The 17246-nt window shown below is 63.4% G+C and carries 21 protein-coding genes; 12 read left to right on the top strand and 9 right to left on the bottom strand.

Going from position 1 to position 17246, the window contains the following annotated elements; genetic code table 11:
* Nucleotides 1-106 precede the first annotated feature (106 nt).
* Both ACN9MO_RS18985 and ACN9MO_RS18980 read left to right on the top strand, forming a co-directional pair.
* On the top strand, nucleotides 107-520 hold the full coding sequence (locus ACN9MO_RS18985; RefSeq protein WP_112947150.1) for a GFA family protein: 414 nt from the start codon (nucleotides 107-109) through the stop codon (nucleotides 518-520).
* A 215-nt stretch (nucleotides 521-735) separates the two neighbouring features.
* Nucleotides 736-1647: an alpha/beta fold hydrolase gene (locus ACN9MO_RS18980; RefSeq protein WP_112947149.1), complete on the top strand. Its 912-nt coding sequence runs from the start codon at nucleotides 736-738 to the stop codon at nucleotides 1645-1647.
* 106 nt (nucleotides 1648-1753) lie between these two features.
* On the opposite strand, the gene ACN9MO_RS18975 is transcribed toward ACN9MO_RS18980, so the two are convergent.
* Nucleotides 1754-2380, bottom strand: a complete 627-nt coding sequence (locus tag ACN9MO_RS18975) for a glutathione S-transferase family protein (RefSeq protein ID WP_112947148.1) — start codon at nucleotides 2378-2380, stop codon at nucleotides 1754-1756.
* Between the two features lie 172 nt (nucleotides 2381-2552).
* Here ACN9MO_RS18975 and ACN9MO_RS18970 point away from each other — a divergent pair, with 172 nt between their 5' ends.
* Nucleotides 2553-3611, top strand: coding sequence for a succinylglutamate desuccinylase/aspartoacylase family protein (locus ACN9MO_RS18970; RefSeq protein ID WP_058324574.1), 1059 nt, complete (start codon nucleotides 2553-2555; stop codon nucleotides 3609-3611).
* A 41-nt stretch (nucleotides 3612-3652) separates the two neighbouring features.
* Here the strand turns inward: ACN9MO_RS18970 and ACN9MO_RS18965 are convergent, their stop codons facing one another.
* Nucleotides 3653-4135 (bottom strand): Lrp/AsnC family transcriptional regulator, encoded by a 483-nt coding sequence (locus tag ACN9MO_RS18965; protein ID WP_425986014.1) that lies wholly within the window; start codon nucleotides 4133-4135, stop codon nucleotides 3653-3655.
* Nucleotides 4136-4344: 209 nt separating this feature from the next.
* Between ACN9MO_RS18965 and tatA the strand changes: the two genes are divergently transcribed.
* The 5 genes from tatA (at nucleotide 4345) to ACN9MO_RS18940 (ending at nucleotide 7809) form a co-directional block, all read left to right on the top strand.
* Complete coding sequence (gene tatA, locus ACN9MO_RS18960; RefSeq protein WP_113131991.1) at nucleotides 4345-5514, top strand: tyrosine aminotransferase; 1170 nt, start codon at nucleotides 4345-4347, stop codon at nucleotides 5512-5514.
* A 7-nt stretch (nucleotides 5515-5521) separates the two neighbouring features.
* The gene (locus ACN9MO_RS18955; RefSeq protein ID WP_058326233.1) at nucleotides 5522-6154 is read left to right on the top strand and encodes a YitT family protein; all 633 of its coding nucleotides are present in this window, start codon (nucleotides 5522-5524) and stop codon (nucleotides 6152-6154) included.
* 117 nt (nucleotides 6155-6271) lie between these two features.
* Entirely contained in the window at nucleotides 6272-6616 is a 345-nt protein-coding gene (locus tag ACN9MO_RS18950; RefSeq protein WP_112947146.1) for an ArsC family reductase, read from the top strand.
* Between the two features lie 21 nt (nucleotides 6617-6637).
* Complete coding sequence (gene ybaK, locus ACN9MO_RS18945) at nucleotides 6638-7111, top strand: Cys-tRNA(Pro) deacylase (protein ID WP_113131990.1); 474 nt, start codon at nucleotides 6638-6640, stop codon at nucleotides 7109-7111.
* Between the two features lie 110 nt (nucleotides 7112-7221).
* On the top strand, nucleotides 7222-7809 hold the full coding sequence (locus tag ACN9MO_RS18940; RefSeq protein ID WP_113132139.1) for a dual specificity protein phosphatase family protein: 588 nt from the start codon (nucleotides 7222-7224) through the stop codon (nucleotides 7807-7809).
* Between the two features lie 288 nt (nucleotides 7810-8097).
* Here ACN9MO_RS18940 and ACN9MO_RS18935 read toward each other — a convergent pair whose 3' ends face one another.
* Entirely contained in the window at nucleotides 8098-8553 is a 456-nt protein-coding gene (locus tag ACN9MO_RS18935; RefSeq protein ID WP_425986008.1) for a MarR family winged helix-turn-helix transcriptional regulator, read from the bottom strand.
* An 82-nt stretch (nucleotides 8554-8635) separates the two neighbouring features.
* Here ACN9MO_RS18935 and ACN9MO_RS18930 point away from each other — a divergent pair, with 82 nt between their 5' ends.
* From ACN9MO_RS18930 to ACN9MO_RS18920, 3 genes are all read left to right on the top strand, one after another.
* Nucleotides 8636-9307, top strand: coding sequence for a glutathione S-transferase family protein (locus ACN9MO_RS18930; protein WP_093234356.1), 672 nt, complete (start codon nucleotides 8636-8638; stop codon nucleotides 9305-9307).
* A gap of 93 nt (nucleotides 9308-9400) precedes the next feature.
* A complete protein-coding gene (locus ACN9MO_RS18925; RefSeq protein WP_425987128.1) occupies nucleotides 9401-10279 on the top strand; it encodes an MBL fold metallo-hydrolase in 879 nt (292 codons plus the stop codon).
* An 87-nt stretch (nucleotides 10280-10366) separates the two neighbouring features.
* On the top strand, nucleotides 10367-11620 hold the full coding sequence (locus tag ACN9MO_RS18920; RefSeq protein ID WP_093234354.1) for an aminopeptidase: 1254 nt from the start codon (nucleotides 10367-10369) through the stop codon (nucleotides 11618-11620).
* Nucleotides 11621-11815: 195 nt separating this feature from the next.
* On the opposite strand, the gene ACN9MO_RS18915 is transcribed toward ACN9MO_RS18920, so the two are convergent.
* The 3 genes from ACN9MO_RS18915 to ACN9MO_RS18905 form a co-directional block, all read right to left on the bottom strand.
* The gene (locus ACN9MO_RS18915; RefSeq protein WP_425986004.1) at nucleotides 11816-12103 is read right to left on the bottom strand and encodes a hypothetical protein; all 288 of its coding nucleotides are present in this window, start codon (nucleotides 12101-12103) and stop codon (nucleotides 11816-11818) included.
* A gap of 21 nt (nucleotides 12104-12124) precedes the next feature.
* Nucleotides 12125-12571 carry a hypothetical protein gene (locus ACN9MO_RS18910; protein WP_425986001.1) on the bottom strand — a complete coding sequence of 149 codons (447 nt, stop codon included), beginning with the start codon at nucleotides 12569-12571 and terminating at the stop codon, nucleotides 12125-12127.
* Between the two features lie 249 nt (nucleotides 12572-12820).
* Nucleotides 12821-13699, bottom strand: coding sequence for an EamA family transporter (locus tag ACN9MO_RS18905; RefSeq protein WP_113131988.1), 879 nt, complete (start codon nucleotides 13697-13699; stop codon nucleotides 12821-12823).
* Nucleotides 13700-13800: 101 nt separating this feature from the next.
* On the opposite strand from ACN9MO_RS18905, the gene ACN9MO_RS18900 reads away from it, so the two are divergent.
* Nucleotides 13801-14283 (top strand): MarR family winged helix-turn-helix transcriptional regulator, encoded by a 483-nt coding sequence (locus ACN9MO_RS18900; protein ID WP_058324561.1) that lies wholly within the window; start codon nucleotides 13801-13803, stop codon nucleotides 14281-14283.
* A gap of 6 nt (nucleotides 14284-14289) precedes the next feature.
* Here ACN9MO_RS18900 and ACN9MO_RS18895 read toward each other — a convergent pair whose 3' ends face one another.
* The 3 genes from ACN9MO_RS18895 to xseA all read right to left on the bottom strand — a co-directional run bounded on the left by ACN9MO_RS18895 (nucleotide 14290) and on the right by xseA (nucleotide 17238).
* Nucleotides 14290-14880 (bottom strand): NAD(P)H-dependent oxidoreductase, encoded by a 591-nt coding sequence (locus ACN9MO_RS18895; protein WP_113131987.1) that lies wholly within the window; start codon nucleotides 14878-14880, stop codon nucleotides 14290-14292.
* Nucleotides 14881-14935: 55 nt separating this feature from the next.
* Nucleotides 14936-15520, bottom strand: a complete 585-nt coding sequence (locus tag ACN9MO_RS18890; protein WP_063891538.1) for a chloramphenicol phosphotransferase CPT family protein — start codon at nucleotides 15518-15520, stop codon at nucleotides 14936-14938.
* A 113-nt stretch (nucleotides 15521-15633) separates the two neighbouring features.
* The gene (xseA, locus tag ACN9MO_RS18885) at nucleotides 15634-17238 is read right to left on the bottom strand and encodes an exodeoxyribonuclease VII large subunit (protein WP_113132138.1); all 1605 of its coding nucleotides are present in this window, start codon (nucleotides 17236-17238) and stop codon (nucleotides 15634-15636) included.
* Nucleotides 17239-17246 lie beyond the last annotated feature (8 nt).

The raw sequence follows: 17246 nt of genomic DNA, 5'->3' as shown, positions 1-17246 counted from the left end.
TCACGGCGACCCGGCACCTCACCAACCCGAACGAGCAAAGAGAATGGTCAGCGTCGCCCTTACGGCCGCGCGCCAGGCTTTGCCGTGCCCGAAACAGGAGGAATGTATGAGCAAGTCCTATATCGGCGGATGCGCCTGCGGTGCGATCCGCTACGAAATCTCCGGAGAACCGGTTTTCTCCAACGACTGCCAGTGCCGCGACTGCCAGCACGAGAGCGGAACCGGGCATGGTTCACATATGACGTTCCGCCGCGACGGGGTGAAGCTCGAAGGCGAAGCCAAGCACTGGGACATGGTCGCCGATAGCGGCCATGTGAAGACGCGCGGCTTCTGTCCCACCTGCGGCTCGCCCGTCTACATGACCTTCTCGGCCATGCCGGAGTTCTTCAGCGTGCGCGCGGCAAGCCTCGACGATCCCAGCCGCTACAAGCCTCAGGTCGTGACCTACGGCATACGCGGGCATGACTGGGACCATCTCGATCCGGCACTGACCAAATTCGAGAAGATGCCGCCGGCGTAGGGCAGCCAATCGAAGGTTTCGCGGGGCGGGCCTTGGAGTGCCCGTCCACACCCATCTGGTCACTACCCCGGTGGAAACGAGAACAAGACCGCACAGCGTTCGGCAAAAACGAACAATAGCTCCGCTTTTCGGCTACTAGTTCGACCAACGGTCCAATGTCATCTTCTGCTTATCGAAACGCCTTTTGGCACATACCGACAAACAGGAGAGACAGAATGCTCCGTTCCCTCATTGCCAGCGCAGCCATCGCCATTGCCGCCCCGGCCCTAGCCGACGTTCAGCCCTATCCGGCGACCTTCACCACCCAGGACATCGCCACCAACGGCACCACCCTTCACGTCCGCATCGGCGGGTCCGGGCCAATCGTCGTGCTGCTGCACGGCTATGGCGAGACGGGCGACATGTGGGCGCCGCTTGCCGCCGAGCTTGCCCGCAACCACCGCGTCATCGTGCCCGACCTCAGGGGCATGGGGCTCTCTGAGAAACCGGCAACCGGCTACGACAAGAAGAACGAAGCAAAGGATATCGCCGGCGTGCTCGACGCCTTGAAGGCGGAAAAAGTCGACGTTGTCGCGCACGACATCGGCAACATGGTCGGCTACCAATTTGCCGCGCAGTACCCGTCCCGGACGACAAAACTTGTGCTCATGGATGCGCCGCTTCCCGGCATCGGCCCTTGGGAAGAGATCCTCAAGAACCCGCTGCTCTGGCACTTCCGTTTTGGCGGGCCTGACATGGAGCGCCTGGTTGCCGGCCGCGAGCGCATCTATCTCGATCGCTTCTGGAACGAATTCTCCGCCGACCCGAAGAAGTGGGACGAAGCATCGCGCGAACACTACGCCAAGCTCTATGCCCAGCCGGGGGCGATGCGCGCCGGTTTCGCCCAGTTCGCAGCCTTCGACCAGGACGCGACCGACAACCAGGCCTTCCTGAAGCAGGGCAAGCTCGGCATGCCGGTTCTGGCCGTTGGCGGCGAAAAGTCCTTCGGACCCACGATGGCCGTCGTTGCTAGCGCGGCTGCCGAAAACGTCACGGGAGTGGTCGTTCCGGCATCCGGCCACTGGCTGATGGAAGAGCAACCAGAGGCCACGGTGAAAGCGATCCGCAGCTTCCTCGACGCCGAGTAGCCGGAGCGCCTGAAGCCAGCCAGCATTGCCGATCGAGATCGCCGGACGTCCTCTCCGACGCGCGGCGTTGCTGCACTTTTGCCGCTCGCCGGATCGCGCTGAAGCCTCAAGCCGGCGGAATGAAAGGCTGGCTGATCGTCTGGAACACGGGGAGCGCTTCCAGCTTCTGCGCATGTGCCTGTAGATGAGGGTAGTTCGAGATCGCCACAAGATCGGTATGCACGTCGTTAAGGAACCGCAGGACGACCGCAACGGCGATATCGACATGGCCGATGCGCTCCGAGAACCAGTATTCGCTCTGGCTTTGCGCACGGCTCGCCTCGAGCACGCCGAGAGTTTCCTCGATCTGGCGGCGGCAGCGATCGACCCAAAGGGCCGAGACCTCACCGTGCAGGCGTTTCTCGTAAAACAGGCTGACCGCCTTGTCGCCAAGGCCGGTCGCGAGCGTGGCGATCCGGAGTGCCCGATGTCGTGCCGGCTCGGTTCGCGGGAACATGACCTGATCGTCGGAAACGAGGCTATCGAGATAGTCGAGGATGATGTGGCTGTCGGTCAGCGCCAGCCCATCGTCCAGCACCAGGGTCGGCACGCGCGTCAGCGGATTGTGGGCGCGAAGTGCGTCGGCGTTGCCGAAGGACGACCAGGGGCGGTGTTCGAAGGGGATACCGTAGAGCGTGAGCGCGATGCCCACGCGACGAACGAACGGAGAGTCGTATTGGCCGATCAGGATCATTTTGCCGTCTCCTGCCTGTGCTAGCGGTCTCCAGGAACAATAGGCCTGCCCTGGATGTCAAAGCCAGAGCAACTTCGGCGCAACCCGATTCCGCACCCCAGTTCTTAGCGACTTGCGGAGCGCCGTTGGAATGCCGATAAGCGCCACCAACAAAACGATACGGGAGGAGCCCATGGACATTTCCGAAATCATCATCGCCGGCGATACGTCCGGCATCGAATGGCGCCTGCCTGTCTACCGCTTCAAGGGCAGGAATGCCGCGGCACCGAAGACCTATATCCAGGCGGCGCTGCACGCCAACGAGTTGCCGGGCACCGCGCTGGCGCATTTCCTGCTCGAAAAGCTGCAGCAGGCAGAAAAAGACGGCGCCATCCTCGGCGACATCACAGTCGTGCCGCAGGCAAATCCGATCGGCACGGCGCAATCGCATTTCGGCGAGTTGCAGGGCCGCTTCGACCTCGGCTCACGCACCAACTTCAACCGCGATTTCCCGCTGATCTCGCTTGCCGACCGGGACTACCTCATCGAGGATCTCGATCGTTATTCGGCGACCGACCGGCTAAAGCGCCAGCTGCTGCATATGGCGCTCGGCGCCGACCTGATGCTCGACCTTCACTGCGACGACGAGGCGCTGCAATACGCCTATATCGACGATGCCTTCTGGCCGGAGGCGGGCGACCTCGCTTCTGCGCTCGACATGGAAGCGGTCTTCCTCTCGGACGGCGAAAGTTCCGCCTTCGAGGAGGCTGTCGCCTATGCCTGGAAATATGAGACCGGGCAGAAGAAGGCGCGTGTGCCGGGACGTCTCTCGGTCACGGTCGAGCTTCGCGGCACGCGCGACGTTTATCCGGAGCTTGCCCGTAAGGACGCAGAGGGTGTCTTCCGCTTCCTCGTCGCCCGTGGCGTCGTTACCGGTGACGAAGAGGCGATCGCGCCGTTCGCCGGCATCGTCGCCCCCCTCGATAACATCGAGATGATCCGCGCGCCGGAGGCGGGCGCCATCCTGTTTCATCGCGACATCGGCGAAAGCGTGAAGGCGGGCGACCTGCTCGCCACCATTCTCGCGCGGCCGGGCCAGGCCGGCGGGACCGTCGACGTGCACGCGCCGCAGGATGGGCTGATCGTCACCCGCGTCTCGACCCGCCTTGCACGCCGACGTTCGGACCTGATGAAGATCGCCTGCGCTCAGCCCTCTAACGCCGCGCGCAAGCCGGGACCACTCGAAGCCTAAGCAATCCCGAGGAAGCGCGAAGCCGTCCCCAATCGCCTCATTCAGCGGCCGTCACCCAAGGTGGCGGCTGTCATCTTTGGGCTATCGAGAAGGATGGTCGAGCGCAGCGTCTTGATCTCGGCGATCTGCTCGAACTCGCTCCATAGCAGGCGCTTGTAGTCGGCGACATCGCGCACGGCGATCTTCAGGAGAAAATCGAAGTCGCCGGCAACCGTGTGGCATTCCACCACCTCAGGCATGCGCGAAACCAACTCGATGAAACGGTGACCGACCTTGCTCGCAGTGCGCTCCAGCGTGACCTCGACAAAGGCCTGAAAGCCGACACCGGCGGCCTTGGGATCGACCACGACCGTCTGGCGGATGACACCCGTCGCATAGAGCCTGGCGAGGCGGCGCGACAGCGGCGCCGGCGAGAGACCGACCCGGGCCGCGAGCTCGTTGTTGCTCAACGACGCATCCTCGACGAGCAGACGGATGATGCGTCGGTCAACCTGATCCAGTTCCATCACCACCTTTTCAACCATCACCAAGCTCCAACGCGCAAATCAGCAAATCAATTGCAGAGTTTTGCGCAAATAGCACGCTGTCGATATTGCTTCTGCGGCAAAAATCGCATCGATTTTGCGCTGATCCTGACTTAAGAAGGAAGCCGCAGGGCAAGCCGGAGGAACGGCGGCCGGCAGGCATTCTCGACCGATAACGCATCGCTGCCATTCAAGGGGGATTTTCCGGCATGTTCGACGCACTGACCCGCCAACCCGACGATCCGTTGCTGGCCCTGATCGGGCTCTACCGCAAGGACGAACGCCCCGGAAAGGTCGATCTCGGCGTCGGCGTCTACCGCGACGAAACCGGCCACACGCCGATCTTCCGCGCCGTCAAGGCGGCCGAGAAGCGGTTGCTCGAAACCCAGGACAGCAAGGCCTATGTCGGCCCGGAAGGCGACCTCGTCTTCATCGATCATCTCTGGACGCTGGTCGGCGGCGATACCATCGATCGCAGCCACATTGCCGGCGTGCAGACGCCGGGGGGGTCCGGCGCTCTCAGGCTCGCGGCCGACCTCATCCATCAGATGGGCGGCAAGCGCATCTGGATCGGCCTGCCGAGCTGGCCGAACCATGCGAGCATCTTCAAGACGGCCGGCCTTGAACCCGCCGGCTACCCGTTCTTCGATGTACCAACACAGACGGTGCTCTTCGACAACATCATCACCGCGCTGCAGGGAGCCTCTGCCGGCGACGCCGTATTGCTGCATGCGAGCTGCCACAACCCGAGCGGCGGCGTGATTGCCGAAGCACAGTGGATGGAGCTTGCCGCCGTCATCGCCGAGCGCGGCCTACTGCCGCTCGTCGATCTCGCCTATCAGGGGTTCGGCCGTGGCCTCGACGAGGATGTCGCCGGCCTTCGCCACCTGATCGGCGTCGTGCCCGAGGCGCTGGTTGCCGTCTCCTGCTCCAAGTCCTTCGGCCTCTATCGCGAGCGCGCCGGCGCGATCTTCGCGGTGACGACCTCGTCCTCCTCGGCCGATACGGTCCGCTCCAACCTCGCCGGCCTCGCGCGCACCAGCTATTCGATGCCGCCGGATCATGGCGCCGCCATCGTGCGTTTGATCCTTTCCGACGCCGACCTTAAGCGCGACTGGAAGGAAGAACTCGAAACCATGCGGTTGCGTATCACCAACATCCGACGGGCGCTGGCCGAGGGCCTGCGCGATCGCTGGCAGGCGCTCGGCGCCGTCGCCAGCCAGGAAGGCATGTTCTCGCTGCTGCCACTCGCAGAGGCCGATGTGATGCGGCTCCGGAACGAGCACGGCATCTACATGCCCGGCTCCGGCCGCATCAACATCGCCGGCCTGAAGACGGCCGAAGTCGAGGGCGTCATCGCCAAGTTCAAAAGCCTCTGAGGATAAGATGGCCGAGCGCAGCATCGACGTGTCCGAAGCCCCGGTAGAACGCCATCGCCTCTATGAGGATGCGCTGGCGATTCTCATGGGCACGCTGATCATGTCGCTCGGCGTCATCATCTACAGCAAGGCGATGCTCTTGACCGGCAGCACATCGGGCCTGGCGCTGCTTTTGCAGTATGCAACCGGGGCCGAGTTCTGGCTGGTCTTCTCCCTCGTCAACCTGCCCTTCTACGTCCTGGCGGTCAAACGGCTCGGCTGGATGTTTGCACTGCGCACCTTCATCGCCGTCAGCCTCGTCTCGCTGTTTTCGCGGCTGACGGCCGGGTGGGTTGAGATCGCCCGGCTCGATCCCATCTATGCGGCGGTTGTCGGCGGCGGACTGATGGGCACGGGCCTGCTCATCCTCTTCCGCCATCGCACCGGGCTCGGCGGCATCAACATCGTAGCGATCTATCTCCAGGAAAAGTTCGGCGTCCGCGCCGGTTACTTCCAGCTCGCGGTCGATCTCGCCATCCTTGCCGCCGCCTACTTCGTGCTGCCGCCCGCAAACCTCGTGCTTTCGGTCGTGGGTGCAGCCGTCGTCAACATGACGCTCGCGATCAACCACAGGCCCGGCCGCTATGCCGGCGTGACCTGAAGCAAGGTCGGCGTCTTCCCTCGGGCTCGCCGGGACGCTATCACTCCTGCCACGCTTTGAAATTGTGCGATTCCGGATGGTTTCCCGGAGTTGCTCACGACGATGTTGGGGCATGGAATGACGGTTACGATCTACGGCATCAAGAACTGCGACACGATGAAGAAAGCGCGCACCTGGCTCGAAGGCCGGGGCATTGACTATCGCTTTCACGACTACAAGGCCGAGGGGATCGACCGCCCGCACCTCGAACGCTGGTGCAAGGAAGCCGGGTGGGAAACGGTGTTGAACCGCGCCGGCGCGACCTTCCGCAAGCTCGACGACGCCGACAAACAAGACCTTGACCAGGAAAAGGCAATTGCGCTGATGCTGACGCAACCCTCGATGATCAAGCGCCCGGTGCTCGAGGCCGACGGCAATCTCTTGATCGGCTTCAAGCCTGACCTCTACGAGGCAGCGCTGTAGCGCCTGAGCCGGAGCCAAACGATGTCGAAGACCACGCGCGCCACGCAGATGCTTTCGAAGGCCGGCGTCGCCTTCAGCGTGCACAGCTACGACTACGATCCCAATGCCGAGCGCGTCGGCCTGCAGGCGGCCGAAGCGCTCGGCGAAGATCCGAGCCGGGTGCTGAAGACCCTGATGGCCGAGGTCGACGGGAAACCAGTCTGCTGCGTCGTGCCCTCCGACCGCGAAGTCAGCATGAAGAAGCTCGCCAGCGCTTTTGGCGGCAAGTCGGCCGCCATGATGAAGCCGGCCGATGCCGAGCGGCTGACCGGCTACCATGTCGGCGGCATCAGCCCGTTCGGTCAGAAAAAGCTCGTGCCGACGGCGATCGAGGAGGCCGCACTTGCCGAGGCGCAGGTCTATATCAATGGCGGCCAGCGCGGGCTGCAAGTGCGGCTCGCGCCGCGCGACGCACAGGCCGCACTGAGGGCGATCGCCGCACCGCTGATCGCCTGAAACGCCCGCCATCAAAATATCACAGATGCCTTATACGTGCCGCAGAAGCGGGATGAAAACTGTGCAACTTTCGCATGCGCACCGCTCACGAACGGCGTCGGGTCTGTCTCATGGCATCTGCAGGGTTTCTCACCGCGAAGCGTCTTTTGAAACGCCTCGTCGTCGTCACAGGTGCGCTTGGTGCAGCTTTGGCGCTCTATCTCGTCGGCCTGCAATGGACCGGCAATTTCCACACGCTCGTCGCTGGAGAGGTCTATCGCTCGGCGCAGCCAAGCCCTGAGGCGATCGCCGCCGATTCCAAGGGCTACGGTATCCGCACCATTCTCAACCTGCGTGGCGAGAAACCGGACGAGCGCTGGTATCGCGACGAGGTTGCCGCCGCCAAGCGCAACGGTATCCGGCTCATCAACTTTCCCATGTCCGCCTCGGTGGAGATCGACGCCAAGGAAACCGACGCGCTGATGGCGATCCTCCGGGACGCGCCGAAGCCGCTCTTGATCCACTGCAAGGCCGGCGCCGACCGCACCGGGCTCGTCTCGACGATCTACCTGCAACAGATCGCCGGCGTCGACGAGGAGACGGCCGAGTGGCAGCTTTCGCCGCTCTATGGCCATGTCGCGCTCCCCTATCTCTCCGGCACCTTCGCCATGGACGAAACCTGGGAAGCCCTGGAAAAATCCTTTGGTCTCAATAGTTGAGGACGAAGGCGTCATAGATTGGCGCTTGCTGCCCCTCATCCGGCCTGCCGGCCACCTTCTCCCCGCAGGTGGGGCGAAGGAGACTCGCGGCAACCGCTCACCTCAACAGCAAGTATCTCCCTCGATTTCCTCCTCACAGTGCCTCCGTTCGACAGCGTTGCGAGCGGGGCACGTCCCCTCTCCCCGCCTGCGGGGAGAGGGCTAGGGTGAGGGGCAAACTTGCGCACAGGCGGCAGTCCGATTACCTGGCATTGCGGAGACGCGAAGCCGTTGCACGCTTGAAACGCCTTACCTGAGCTTCGCCAGCAGCCCGGCCAATTGCCGCGCCTCCGCTTCGGTCAGTCTGGCGCCGACATGGGCCTCGATCGATGGGCCATAGGTCAGCCACATGCGCGCCCGCATCGCCCGTCCGGCCTCGGTGATCACCACCCACTGGCCCCGACCATCGGCGTCGAAGGTTTCGCGGCGGACGAGCCCTTCCTTCACCAGCCGATCGATCAGGCGCGAGAGATTGTATTGCGCAAGCAACGTGCGCGCCTCGATCTCGAAGGGACGCAGCCGGCCACCTTCCGCTTGCACCAGCTCCCACAACACGTCGTACCAGCCGAGCGGCGGCAAGCCTGAAGCCTTGAAATCGGCCTCGATCCGCGCAAGCACCCGCTCACGCGCACGCATCAGCCCGATCCAGGCTTCCGTGGTTTCCGGTCGGGGACGCTCTCGGTCGTTTTTTGTCTCATCTGCCATAGATGCAATTACATCCATCTTGAAAATCGAAGCAAGCCCACATACATGCAAATGCATCTACTTGCTCAACCGGGAGACTGCCATGCTTACCCTCGTCAGCCACCACCTCTGCCCCTATGTGCAACGTGCGTCGATCGCGCTCGACGAAAAAGGCGTTCGGTTCGAGCGGACCTATATCGACCTCAAAGCCAAGCCTGACTGGTTCCTGAAGATCTCACCGCTCGGCAAGGTGCCGCTGCTGCAGGTGCCGCAGCAAGGCGGCGAAACCGTGCTGTTCGAAAGCTCTGTTATCGCCGAGTACGTCGAGGAAAGCCAAGCCGGCCCGAAGCTTCACCCTGAAGATGCGCTGGAGCGCGCCCGGCATCGCGGCTGGATGGAGTTTGGTTCGTCGATCCTTTCGGATCTCTGGGGCTTCGAGACTGCCAAGGACCAGGAAACCTACGAGCAGAAGCGCAAGGCGCTCGCCGACAAGTTTGCGACCATCGAAGCGACGCTCGGCCACGGGCCCTATTTCGCCGGCACGAAGTTTTCGCTCGTCGATGCGGTCTTCGCGCCGATCTTCCGCTATTTCGATCTTTTCGACACGCTTGCCGATCACGGCATCTTCGACGGGCTCGATCGTATCAGCGCCTGGCGCAAGGCGCTTGCCGAACGGCCGAGCGTCAAGGCGGCGGTAACGGCCGATTACAGCGAGCGGCTGATGGCCTTCCTCAGGGATCACGACGCCTATCTGCTGCGTGCCCGCCGGGCGTAGGCCGATAAGTCTAGTCATGTCGTCCTTCAGTTTGGCGTGGGACTGCCCTATGACAGTGCCCAAGCCCTGCTGGAGGAGCGCAACGTGACGGACATGACTTCGACCTTGATGATTCTTGAGCCCTACCCCGGCGTCTATGCCTATTACGACGGGCGTGTCGCCGGCGTACGGCTTCATTCAGAGGCGCCGAACTGGCTTGATGACGGTGCCTATGAACTCGGCATCGCCTCCTATGCCATCGTCGACGGCAAGGAGGCGCTGGTCTATGACACGCATATTTCGCTCGACCATGCCCGGGCGATCCGCAATCACCTCGAAAGCCTCGGCGTCACCTCGATCCGCGTCGTGCTCAGCCATTGGCACAAGGACCACGTGGCCGGAAACGCGGTCTTTGCCGATTGCGAGATCATCGCGCTGAAGCTGACGGCGGAGAGACTTCACGAAAACCGCGAAAAGATCGAGGCGGCGACGCCACCGATCCAGCCCCTCGTCATGCCGAACCGGCTGTTCGAACGGACGCTCGCGCTTACGGTCGGCGAACGTCGGGTCGAGCTGCACCACTTCGCCATCCACAGCGCCGACGGCAACGTCATCTGGCTGCCCGAGGAAAAACTGCTGCTCGCCGGCGATACGCTCGAGGATACAACAACCTATATCAGCGAGGCTGACCAGACGGCGACGCATGTCGCCGAACTCGAGCGGCTGCGGCAATGGCCGATCGAAAGGATCCTGCCCGCTCACGGCGACCGCGAGCGCATCGCCGCGGGCGGCTACGGGCCGGAGCTCATCGATGCCAATCGCCTTTACATCGAACGGCTGACCGACGCGATCGCGGCCGGCACCCCTATCGGCACGCTCAAGGATTTCGCCGCCGAGGAGATCGCCTCAGGCGCGATCCTCCATTTCGAACCCTACGAGGCGGTGCACCGGAGCAATGTCGAACGGATGCAGGCCGCTCTCAGGACGGATTAACTTGGGATCGCATGATGACCACCAACCTTCATTTTCGCCGCAAAGCGCTCTAAATCTTCTTCTTCCGATTCAATAGACAGGCAGATCATGACCTATCCCGCCAATACGCCCAATCCCATCGATCCGGTGAAACTCGACAAGCTTGCGGAAGTCGCGATCCAGGTCGGCCTGCAGCTGCAGCGCGGCCAGGACCTGGTGATGACCGCGCCGGTGGCGGCAATGCCACTCGTCCGCCTCATCACCAAGCACGCCTACAAGGCGGGTGCCGGACTGGTGACGACCCTCTACTCCGATGAAGACACGACGCTGGCGCGCTATGCCTACGCTCCCGACGAAAGCTTCGACCGGGCGAGCGACTGGCTCTTCGACGGCATGGCCAAGGCCTTTGCCGGCGGTGCGGCGCGCCTGGCGATCTCCGGCGATAATCCGATGATGTTGTCGACGCAGGACCCGGCCAAGGTCGCGCGCGCCAACAAGGCGAACTCGATCGCCTACAAGCCGGCGCTCGAAAAGATCTCGAACTTCGACATCAACTGGAACATCGTTTCCTACCCGAACCCGTCCTGGGCAAAGCTCGTCTTCCCGAACGATGCGGAAGACGTTGCTGTCGAGAAGCTTGCGAACGCCATTTTCGCCGCCTCGCGCGTCGATGTCGCCGACCCGGTCGTCGCCTGGAAAGAGCATAATGCCAATCTCGCCCGGCGCTCGGCCTGGCTGAATGGCGAGCGTTTCGCAGCACTGCACTTCACCGGCCCCGGCACCGACCTGACCGTGGGCTTGGCCGATGGTCACCTGTGGTGCGGCGGCGCATCGGAGGCCAAGAACGGCGTGACCTGCAACCCGAACATCCCGACTGAAGAAGTCTTCACGACGCCGCATGCGCTGCGCGTCGAGGGCCATGTCTCCTCGACCAAGCCGCTGTCGCACCAGGGAACGCTGATCGACAATATCCAGGTGCGCTTCGAAGGCGGCCGGATCGTCGAGGCGAAGGCCTCGCGCGGTGAGGAAGTGCTGAACAAGGTGCTCGATACAGACGAGGGTGCACGCCGGCTCGGCGAAGTGGCGCTGGTGCCGCATTCCTCGCCGATCTCGGCAAGCGGCATCCTCTTCTACAACACCCTGTTCGACGAAAACGCCTCCTGCCACATCGCACTCGGCCAGTGCTATTCCGGCTGCTTCGTCGACGATACCAAGCTGACGCCGGAACAGATCCGCGCCCAAGGCGGCAATTCGAGCCTGATCCACATCGATTGGATGATCGGCTCAGGCCAGGTGGATATCGACGGCGTGCGCGCCGACGGCAGCCGCGTCCCGGTCATGCGCCAGGGCGAGTGGGCCTGAGGCCTCCCTCCCGGAGTGGTCCCTTCTGACGGGCCTGCGGCCGCCGCAGCAAATGCGGCGGCCATTCTTCAACAAGCGTGGCCGCTTAGCCGTTGGCGGCACGCTTGAGGCGCGGCATCTCCGCCGACTGATAGAGTGACAGGACGTGTCCATCAGGATCGGCGAATTCTGCCGACCAACCGCCCGGCGCGTGGCTCACAGGCGTGACGATCGTGGTGCCTTTTTCAGCGAGACCACCGACCACGTCGTCGATACCGCCTTCAGCGAGATCGAAGACGACGATCGGCGTATTGCCGGATTGCTTTCGGTGACAAAGAAGATCAGCTCGACGTTGTTTTCGATGGCGGCCATCAGCCAGACGCCGGCTTCATCGTCATCCATCCGCTGCACCTCAGGACCAAGCACATCGCGATAGAAGGCTTCCGTCCGGGAGATCTCCTGGACATAGTAGCACATGGCTCCGATACGTGGTTTCGACAGCATTGGTTGCTCCGTTTCTGTTGGTTACGCCGGCTTGTTGCCGCCGGCCGCCTTTTCGTGAGACGCACGCGAAGAAAAATTGACCGCGAAGAGGTGACCATCGGGATCGTGGCTGGCAAAGGCGGCACGGCCGCTGCGGGTGACCGGCAGCAATGCCTGGCGGATGCAGCCGCTTTCCAGCGGATAACGCAGCCCGGTCAGTTCCAGATTGGTCTCGAGGTGGCCGGCATCGCGCCAGGCTCGGCGCAGCAGCAGGATGCGCTGACGCAGCGCCTCGTCGGAAATCTTGAGGAGATGGCGGATCTCCAGTCGGTTATGACCGGCAATGGCGAGCAGCATCACGATCCTGAGACTGGGCGCGAGCGTGGCCGCAAAGCTTAGAGGATCGCTCGACGCCGCCGCGCCCTGCGTTTCCGGCTCAGGCGCCTGTCGCTCGCGCCGAAGACGACGAGCGGCCGTGCGCGCCTGCATCGCGGCGAGCTTGCGAATGACACCGCGGAACCAGGCGCGATCACCAACGTGGGGAAGCGCTTTGCCTTGAGCGCCACGATCAACGCTTCATGCAGCAAATCCTCCGCTTCGGCCGCACGGCGGGTCTGGCGCTTGGCGAAGCGGAGGAGATCGAAATAGTGCGCCGGCGTCAGGTGCTCGGTCATCAGGGCTCAGGGATTGAGGTTCCCGGCAATGTGAAGCGCTTGCCCTATGGTTGCAAGACCACGCTCAGGCGCGGGCCGGTCGTACCTTCGGCATCAATTGTGCGCGCTGGCTGAGCCAGACACTGGCGAAGACGACGAGGATACCGAGGGCCTGGATCGACGTCAGATGCTCGCCAAGCACGCCCCAGCCGAGCAGGATGGCAACGACCGGGCTCAGGAAGCCGAGCGGCGATACGGCTGACGGTTCGAGGCGCGACAGGCCGCGGAACCAGAGCAGATAGGTGAAGGCGGCGCCGATCAGGCCGAGATAGGCAAGCCCGAGGACGTTGGCCGTGGTCAGCGGCGGTAGCGACGGCTCGAAGAACAGCGCCACCGGCACGAGCAGCAGACCACCCGCCGCCAATTGCCAGGCGGTGAAGGTGAGCGGCGGCACCGGTGGCGCCCAATGACGGCTCAGCACCGTGCCAAAGGCCATGGAGACGGCACCGGCGAGGCCAGCAAGAACGCCGAGCGGATCAAGCGTGGCGCCGGGTGTCAGCACCAGAAGGGCAACGCCGGCGATGCCCGCTAGACCGGCAACAACGCTGAGTACGCGGATCGGCGAGCCGAGAAAGACGCGCGACAGCAGGATGACGATCAGCGGCTGGACGGCGCCTACAGTTGCGGCGACGCCGCCCGGTAGCCTGTAAGCAGAGACGAACAGCATCGCCCAGAAGAAGGAGAAGTTGAGAGCGCCCAGGATAAAAGTACGCGGCCACCAGATGCCTTCAGGGAGACGCCGGACGATGAGCAACAAGAGAAGCCCGGCTGGCAGCGCCCGCAGCATGGCGACCGTAAACGGATAGCCCGATGGCAGAAACTCGGTCGTTACGAGGTAAGTGCTGCCCCAGATGGCCGGCGCGAGTGCGGTCAAGGCGAGATCGACGTTACGGTTTTTGCTCATATCTTTATCTCAAGAATCTCTATATCAAGATAAATCGAGACTACCATAGTTTATCTCTACGTCAAGATACCCTATAGCTGGCGAAACGATGGAGGCTTCGAATGGATCGCGTCGACAGGATACTGGCCCAATGGCATCGCGAACGGCCGGATCTCGACGTGTCGGCCATGGGCCTGCTCGGTCGCCTCTCGCGGCTTTCGACCCATGTCGCCCGGGAGATCGAGAAAAGCTTTTCCGAACGCGGCCTCAGCGCGTCGAGCTTCGACGTGCTGGCAACGCTGCGCCGCTCCGGCGCACCCTACCGGCTCTCGCCCGGCGAACTTCTGGATACGACCATGGTCAGTTCCGGCACGATGACCAACCGCATCGACCAGCTGGAGAAGGCGGGACTGGTCGAGAGGATCGCCAATCCCGAGGACAGGCGCAGCGTCATCATCGCACTGACGGAAGAAGGGTTGCGCCGTGTCGATGAGGCGGCAACCGCCCATGTGGCGAACCAGCATCGCGTTGTTTCCGAGCTCTCGCCGGAGGAGCGCGCGGCGCTCGACGGGTTGCTACGCAAATATCTTGCTGCCTTCGAGTAGCCGCGGCTAGATACGGGCGACGAGCCGGCGCACACGCGCCAGATGCGCCTTGCGTTTGGCGTCAGTCGCCCTGTCCATGTCGTGCAGGCTGAGCATGCGGAAATTCAGCCCCTTGGCACAGAAGGCGGCGATGCCACGCTTCAACAACCGCTTCACCGGATTGCCCATATAGAGGTGCACCACCCACCAGGGCGAGCCGGTCGTGGTCAGCGCCCAGAAGACTTTGATGTTGTGAAGGCGCGGGATGATGCGGCCACCGGCTGGGTCATTGTCGAAGGCGACGCCCGGTGCGAAGACCCGGTCGAAGAACCCCTTGAGGATCGCCGGGAAATTGAACCACCACTGCGGAAAGACGAGGACCATTCCATCGGCTGCCTGCAGCCGCTTTATCCAGTCGGCGGCTGCCGATCGATCATAGGCGTCGCTGAAATAGCTGCCGCGCTCCGCCACGCTCAGGCGCGGATCGAAATCCTCGCGATAGAGATCGAGCAGGTCGACGGAATGGCCGCTCGCCTCCAAAGCAGCACGCGCTTCACGCGCCACGCTCGCGGCAAAACTGTCTTCGAGCGGGTGAGCAAGCACGAGCAGAATATGCATCTGTTGTTCCTCATTCGTAGGCTGGGGCCGAAAACGAAGGCAAGCTTTTGCCCGGCTAACGAGGCGGAACGGCCTTTTTCGATCGAGCCTTGAGAGCGAGTTCATCGAAGACGGATGGCGACCGGCGCAACGTCCAGGCGGAGATGAGCTTAGCCGCGTTGTCTTCGGCCGCGTCTCGCGAATGAAGCTGAAGGTCGTAGCGCTGCCCCTCATGAATGCGGTGAAAGTCGTCTGCGGCGCTGCCAATTGGCCGATCGGACCGAAGCGTTTCTCGTCGCACGAGTTCCGCAAGCTCACAGTGAAGCGCGACAAAGTAGACATCGAAGGGTTCGAACATCACCGCCAAATCAGCCGCCCAGCCGGGCTCCTCGAGAATATGCTCCAGCAGGAGACTGTTGCCGGCCGAAGCATAGGCAACCAGCGAGCGATGGAACCCTTCGAAGAAACGGGCACGATGGTCCCTCCAGCGAAAATCTCCGCGCCGAAATCTTTCCATCGGCAGCATGCCCGAGTCGCGCAGATGGTCGATCGAGACGTGCCAGAACGGTTCGCCGATCTGCGCCTGGACCGCGCGCGCCAGCGTGGATTTGCCGCTGCTGGAGGCACCATGGATGAAGATGATCTTGGCTCGTTCGACCATATCCGACTCAATCTCCGAGGGAGCGAACGCTGGCGTTATGCCACCTCCGTGACAGCAGGATGAAACGCGCTAGAGCGTCCTTTGTGCGTTCATCTGAACGCACAAAGGACGCTCTAGAACAGGCTACCCTGCTTTGGCGGGTCTGCCGCCGGCTCCGTGGGCTTCTGCTGCTTCTTGCGCGGCGCCGACGGCGGAGAAACCGGTTCGCTCTCCCCCTCGCCCGCAATCGCCGAAACGCGGCCATCGGCGAATTCCAGGCTGAGTGCCATGCCGGCGGAGACGGCCGCCGCTTGGCGCACAGGACCGCCATCGGCATCGCGAACCAGCGCGAAACCGCGCTGCAGGACGTTGCGATAGGAGAGCGACTGCAGGATGCGATCCTGGGCGACGATGACGCTGCGAAGGCGGCGCACGTCGGCGCGCACGGCAACGTCGGACCGGGCGGCAAGGCCTCCGACGCGATCGGAGGCGCGATGGATCTGGCCGATGAGGCGTGAGGGCAGCGCGCGCAGCGCAGCATCCGCCGCCTGGACCCGCGCCTCGCCGCGATGCACCTGCCGCTCGACGATGCGCTCGGCCTTGTTCATGGCATCGACCAGACGCTGGCGGCGCTCCGAGAATTTGCCTTTGAGAAGATCGGCACGCAGCTCAGACGAGACGCGCTCGAACTGGCGGCGCTTGTTGGCGGTGTTCATCTGCAGGCCACGACCGAGGCCGAGGGCGGCCTCGTCGAAGCGGCGGCGCGGGAGCGCCAGAAGCTGATCGAGAGACGGCAGGGCGCGTGCCAGTGAACGCACCGCCTGGCGGCGATTGTCCATCTGCCGCCCGACCGCCGCCTTGAGACGCGCCGAAAGGCCGGAGACACCGGCTTCGAGATCGGCCTTGACCGGCACCGCCATTTCCGCCGCACCCGTCGGCGTCGGCGCCCGCTGGTCGGCGGCGTGATCGATCAGCGTCCAGTCGGTCTCGTGACCGACGGCGGAAATCAGCGGGATCTCGGAGGCCGCCACAGCCCGGACCACCGCCTCGTCGTTGAAGCCCCAGAGGTCCTCAAGGCTGCCACCGCCGCGGGCAACGATCAGCACGTCTGGCCGGGCGATCGGCCCACCGGGCGCGATGTCGTTGAAGCCGCGGATCGCCGCCGCCACCTCGTCGCCAGAGCCGTCGCCCTGGACGCGCACCGGCCAGACGACGACATGCACGGGGAAACGGTCGGCAATGCGGTGCAGGATATCGCGAATGACAGCGCCCGTCGGCGAAGTGACCACGCCGATCACCTTGGGCATATAGGGCAGTGACCGCTTGCGGTCGGCATCAAACAGCCCTTCCGCAGCCAGCTTGCGCTTGCGTTCTTCGAGGAGCGCCATCAACGCGCCGGCACCGGCCGGCTCCATCGTTTCGATGACGATCTGGTATTTCGACGAACCCGGGAAAGTCGTGACCTTGCCGGTCGCGATCACTTCCATGCCCTCTTCCGGGCGGAAGCGCAGGCGCGAGAAAGTACCCTTCCAGATCACCGCATCGATGCGCGCCCGGTCGTCCTTGAGCGCGAAATAGGCATGGCCCGACGAGTGCGGGCCGCGATAGCCCGAGATCTCGCCGCGCACGCGCACCTGATCGAAGGCCTGCTCGACCGTTCGCTTGATCGAGCCCGAAAGCTCGGACACCGAATATTCGGTGAGGTTGCTCGGAGAATCGCTGTCGAAGAAAGAAGCCATGGCTTCTT

Origin of the sequence: Ensifer sp. R-19 (genome assembly GCF_049905105.1) — a bacterium.
Taxonomy (GTDB): domain Bacteria; phylum Pseudomonadota; class Alphaproteobacteria; order Rhizobiales; family Rhizobiaceae; genus Ensifer.
The sequence above is the reverse complement of the archived record's forward strand: the minus strand, read 5'-3'. Positions and strand labels throughout refer to the sequence as shown.

Coding starts and splice junctions, on each gene's coding strand:
- ACN9MO_RS18985 (WP_112947150.1), top strand. CDS start 107: ATGAGCAAGTCCTATATCGGCGGATGCGCCTGCGGTGCGATCCGCTAC.
- ACN9MO_RS18980 (WP_112947149.1), top strand. CDS start 736: ATGCTCCGTTCCCTCATTGCCAGCGCAGCCATCGCCATTGCCGCCCCG.
- ACN9MO_RS18975 (WP_112947148.1), bottom strand. CDS start 2,380: ATGATCCTGATCGGCCAATACGACTCTCCGTTCGTTCGTCGCGTGGGC.
- ACN9MO_RS18970 (WP_058324574.1), top strand. CDS start 2,553: ATGGACATTTCCGAAATCATCATCGCCGGCGATACGTCCGGCATCGAA.
- ACN9MO_RS18965 (WP_425986014.1), bottom strand. CDS start 4,135: ATGGTTGAAAAGGTGGTGATGGAACTGGATCAGGTTGACCGACGCATC.
- tatA (WP_113131991.1), top strand. CDS start 4,345: ATGTTCGACGCACTGACCCGCCAACCCGACGATCCGTTGCTGGCCCTG.
- ACN9MO_RS18955 (WP_058326233.1), top strand. CDS start 5,522: ATGGCCGAGCGCAGCATCGACGTGTCCGAAGCCCCGGTAGAACGCCAT.
- ACN9MO_RS18950 (WP_112947146.1), top strand. CDS start 6,272: ATGACGGTTACGATCTACGGCATCAAGAACTGCGACACGATGAAGAAA.
- ybaK (WP_113131990.1), top strand. CDS start 6,638: ATGTCGAAGACCACGCGCGCCACGCAGATGCTTTCGAAGGCCGGCGTC.
- ACN9MO_RS18940 (WP_113132139.1), top strand. CDS start 7,222: ATGGCATCTGCAGGGTTTCTCACCGCGAAGCGTCTTTTGAAACGCCTC.
- ACN9MO_RS18935 (WP_425986008.1), bottom strand. CDS start 8,553: ATGGCAGATGAGACAAAAAACGACCGAGAGCGTCCCCGACCGGAAACC.
- ACN9MO_RS18930 (WP_093234356.1), top strand. CDS start 8,636: ATGCTTACCCTCGTCAGCCACCACCTCTGCCCCTATGTGCAACGTGCG.
- ACN9MO_RS18925 (WP_425987128.1), top strand. CDS start 9,401: ATGACTTCGACCTTGATGATTCTTGAGCCCTACCCCGGCGTCTATGCC.
- ACN9MO_RS18920 (WP_093234354.1), top strand. CDS start 10,367: ATGACCTATCCCGCCAATACGCCCAATCCCATCGATCCGGTGAAACTC.
- ACN9MO_RS18915 (WP_425986004.1), bottom strand. CDS start 12,103: ATGCTGTCGAAACCACGTATCGGAGCCATGTGCTACTATGTCCAGGAG.
- ACN9MO_RS18910 (WP_425986001.1), bottom strand. CDS start 12,571: ATGCAGGCGCGCACGGCCGCTCGTCGTCTTCGGCGCGAGCGACAGGCG.
- ACN9MO_RS18905 (WP_113131988.1), bottom strand. CDS start 13,699: ATGAGCAAAAACCGTAACGTCGATCTCGCCTTGACCGCACTCGCGCCG.
- ACN9MO_RS18900 (WP_058324561.1), top strand. CDS start 13,801: ATGGATCGCGTCGACAGGATACTGGCCCAATGGCATCGCGAACGGCCG.
- ACN9MO_RS18895 (WP_113131987.1), bottom strand. CDS start 14,880: ATGCATATTCTGCTCGTGCTTGCTCACCCGCTCGAAGACAGTTTTGCC.
- ACN9MO_RS18890 (WP_063891538.1), bottom strand. CDS start 15,520: ATGGTCGAACGAGCCAAGATCATCTTCATCCATGGTGCCTCCAGCAGC.
- xseA (WP_113132138.1), bottom strand. CDS start 17,238: ATGGCTTCTTTCTTCGACAGCGATTCTCCGAGCAACCTCACCGAATAT.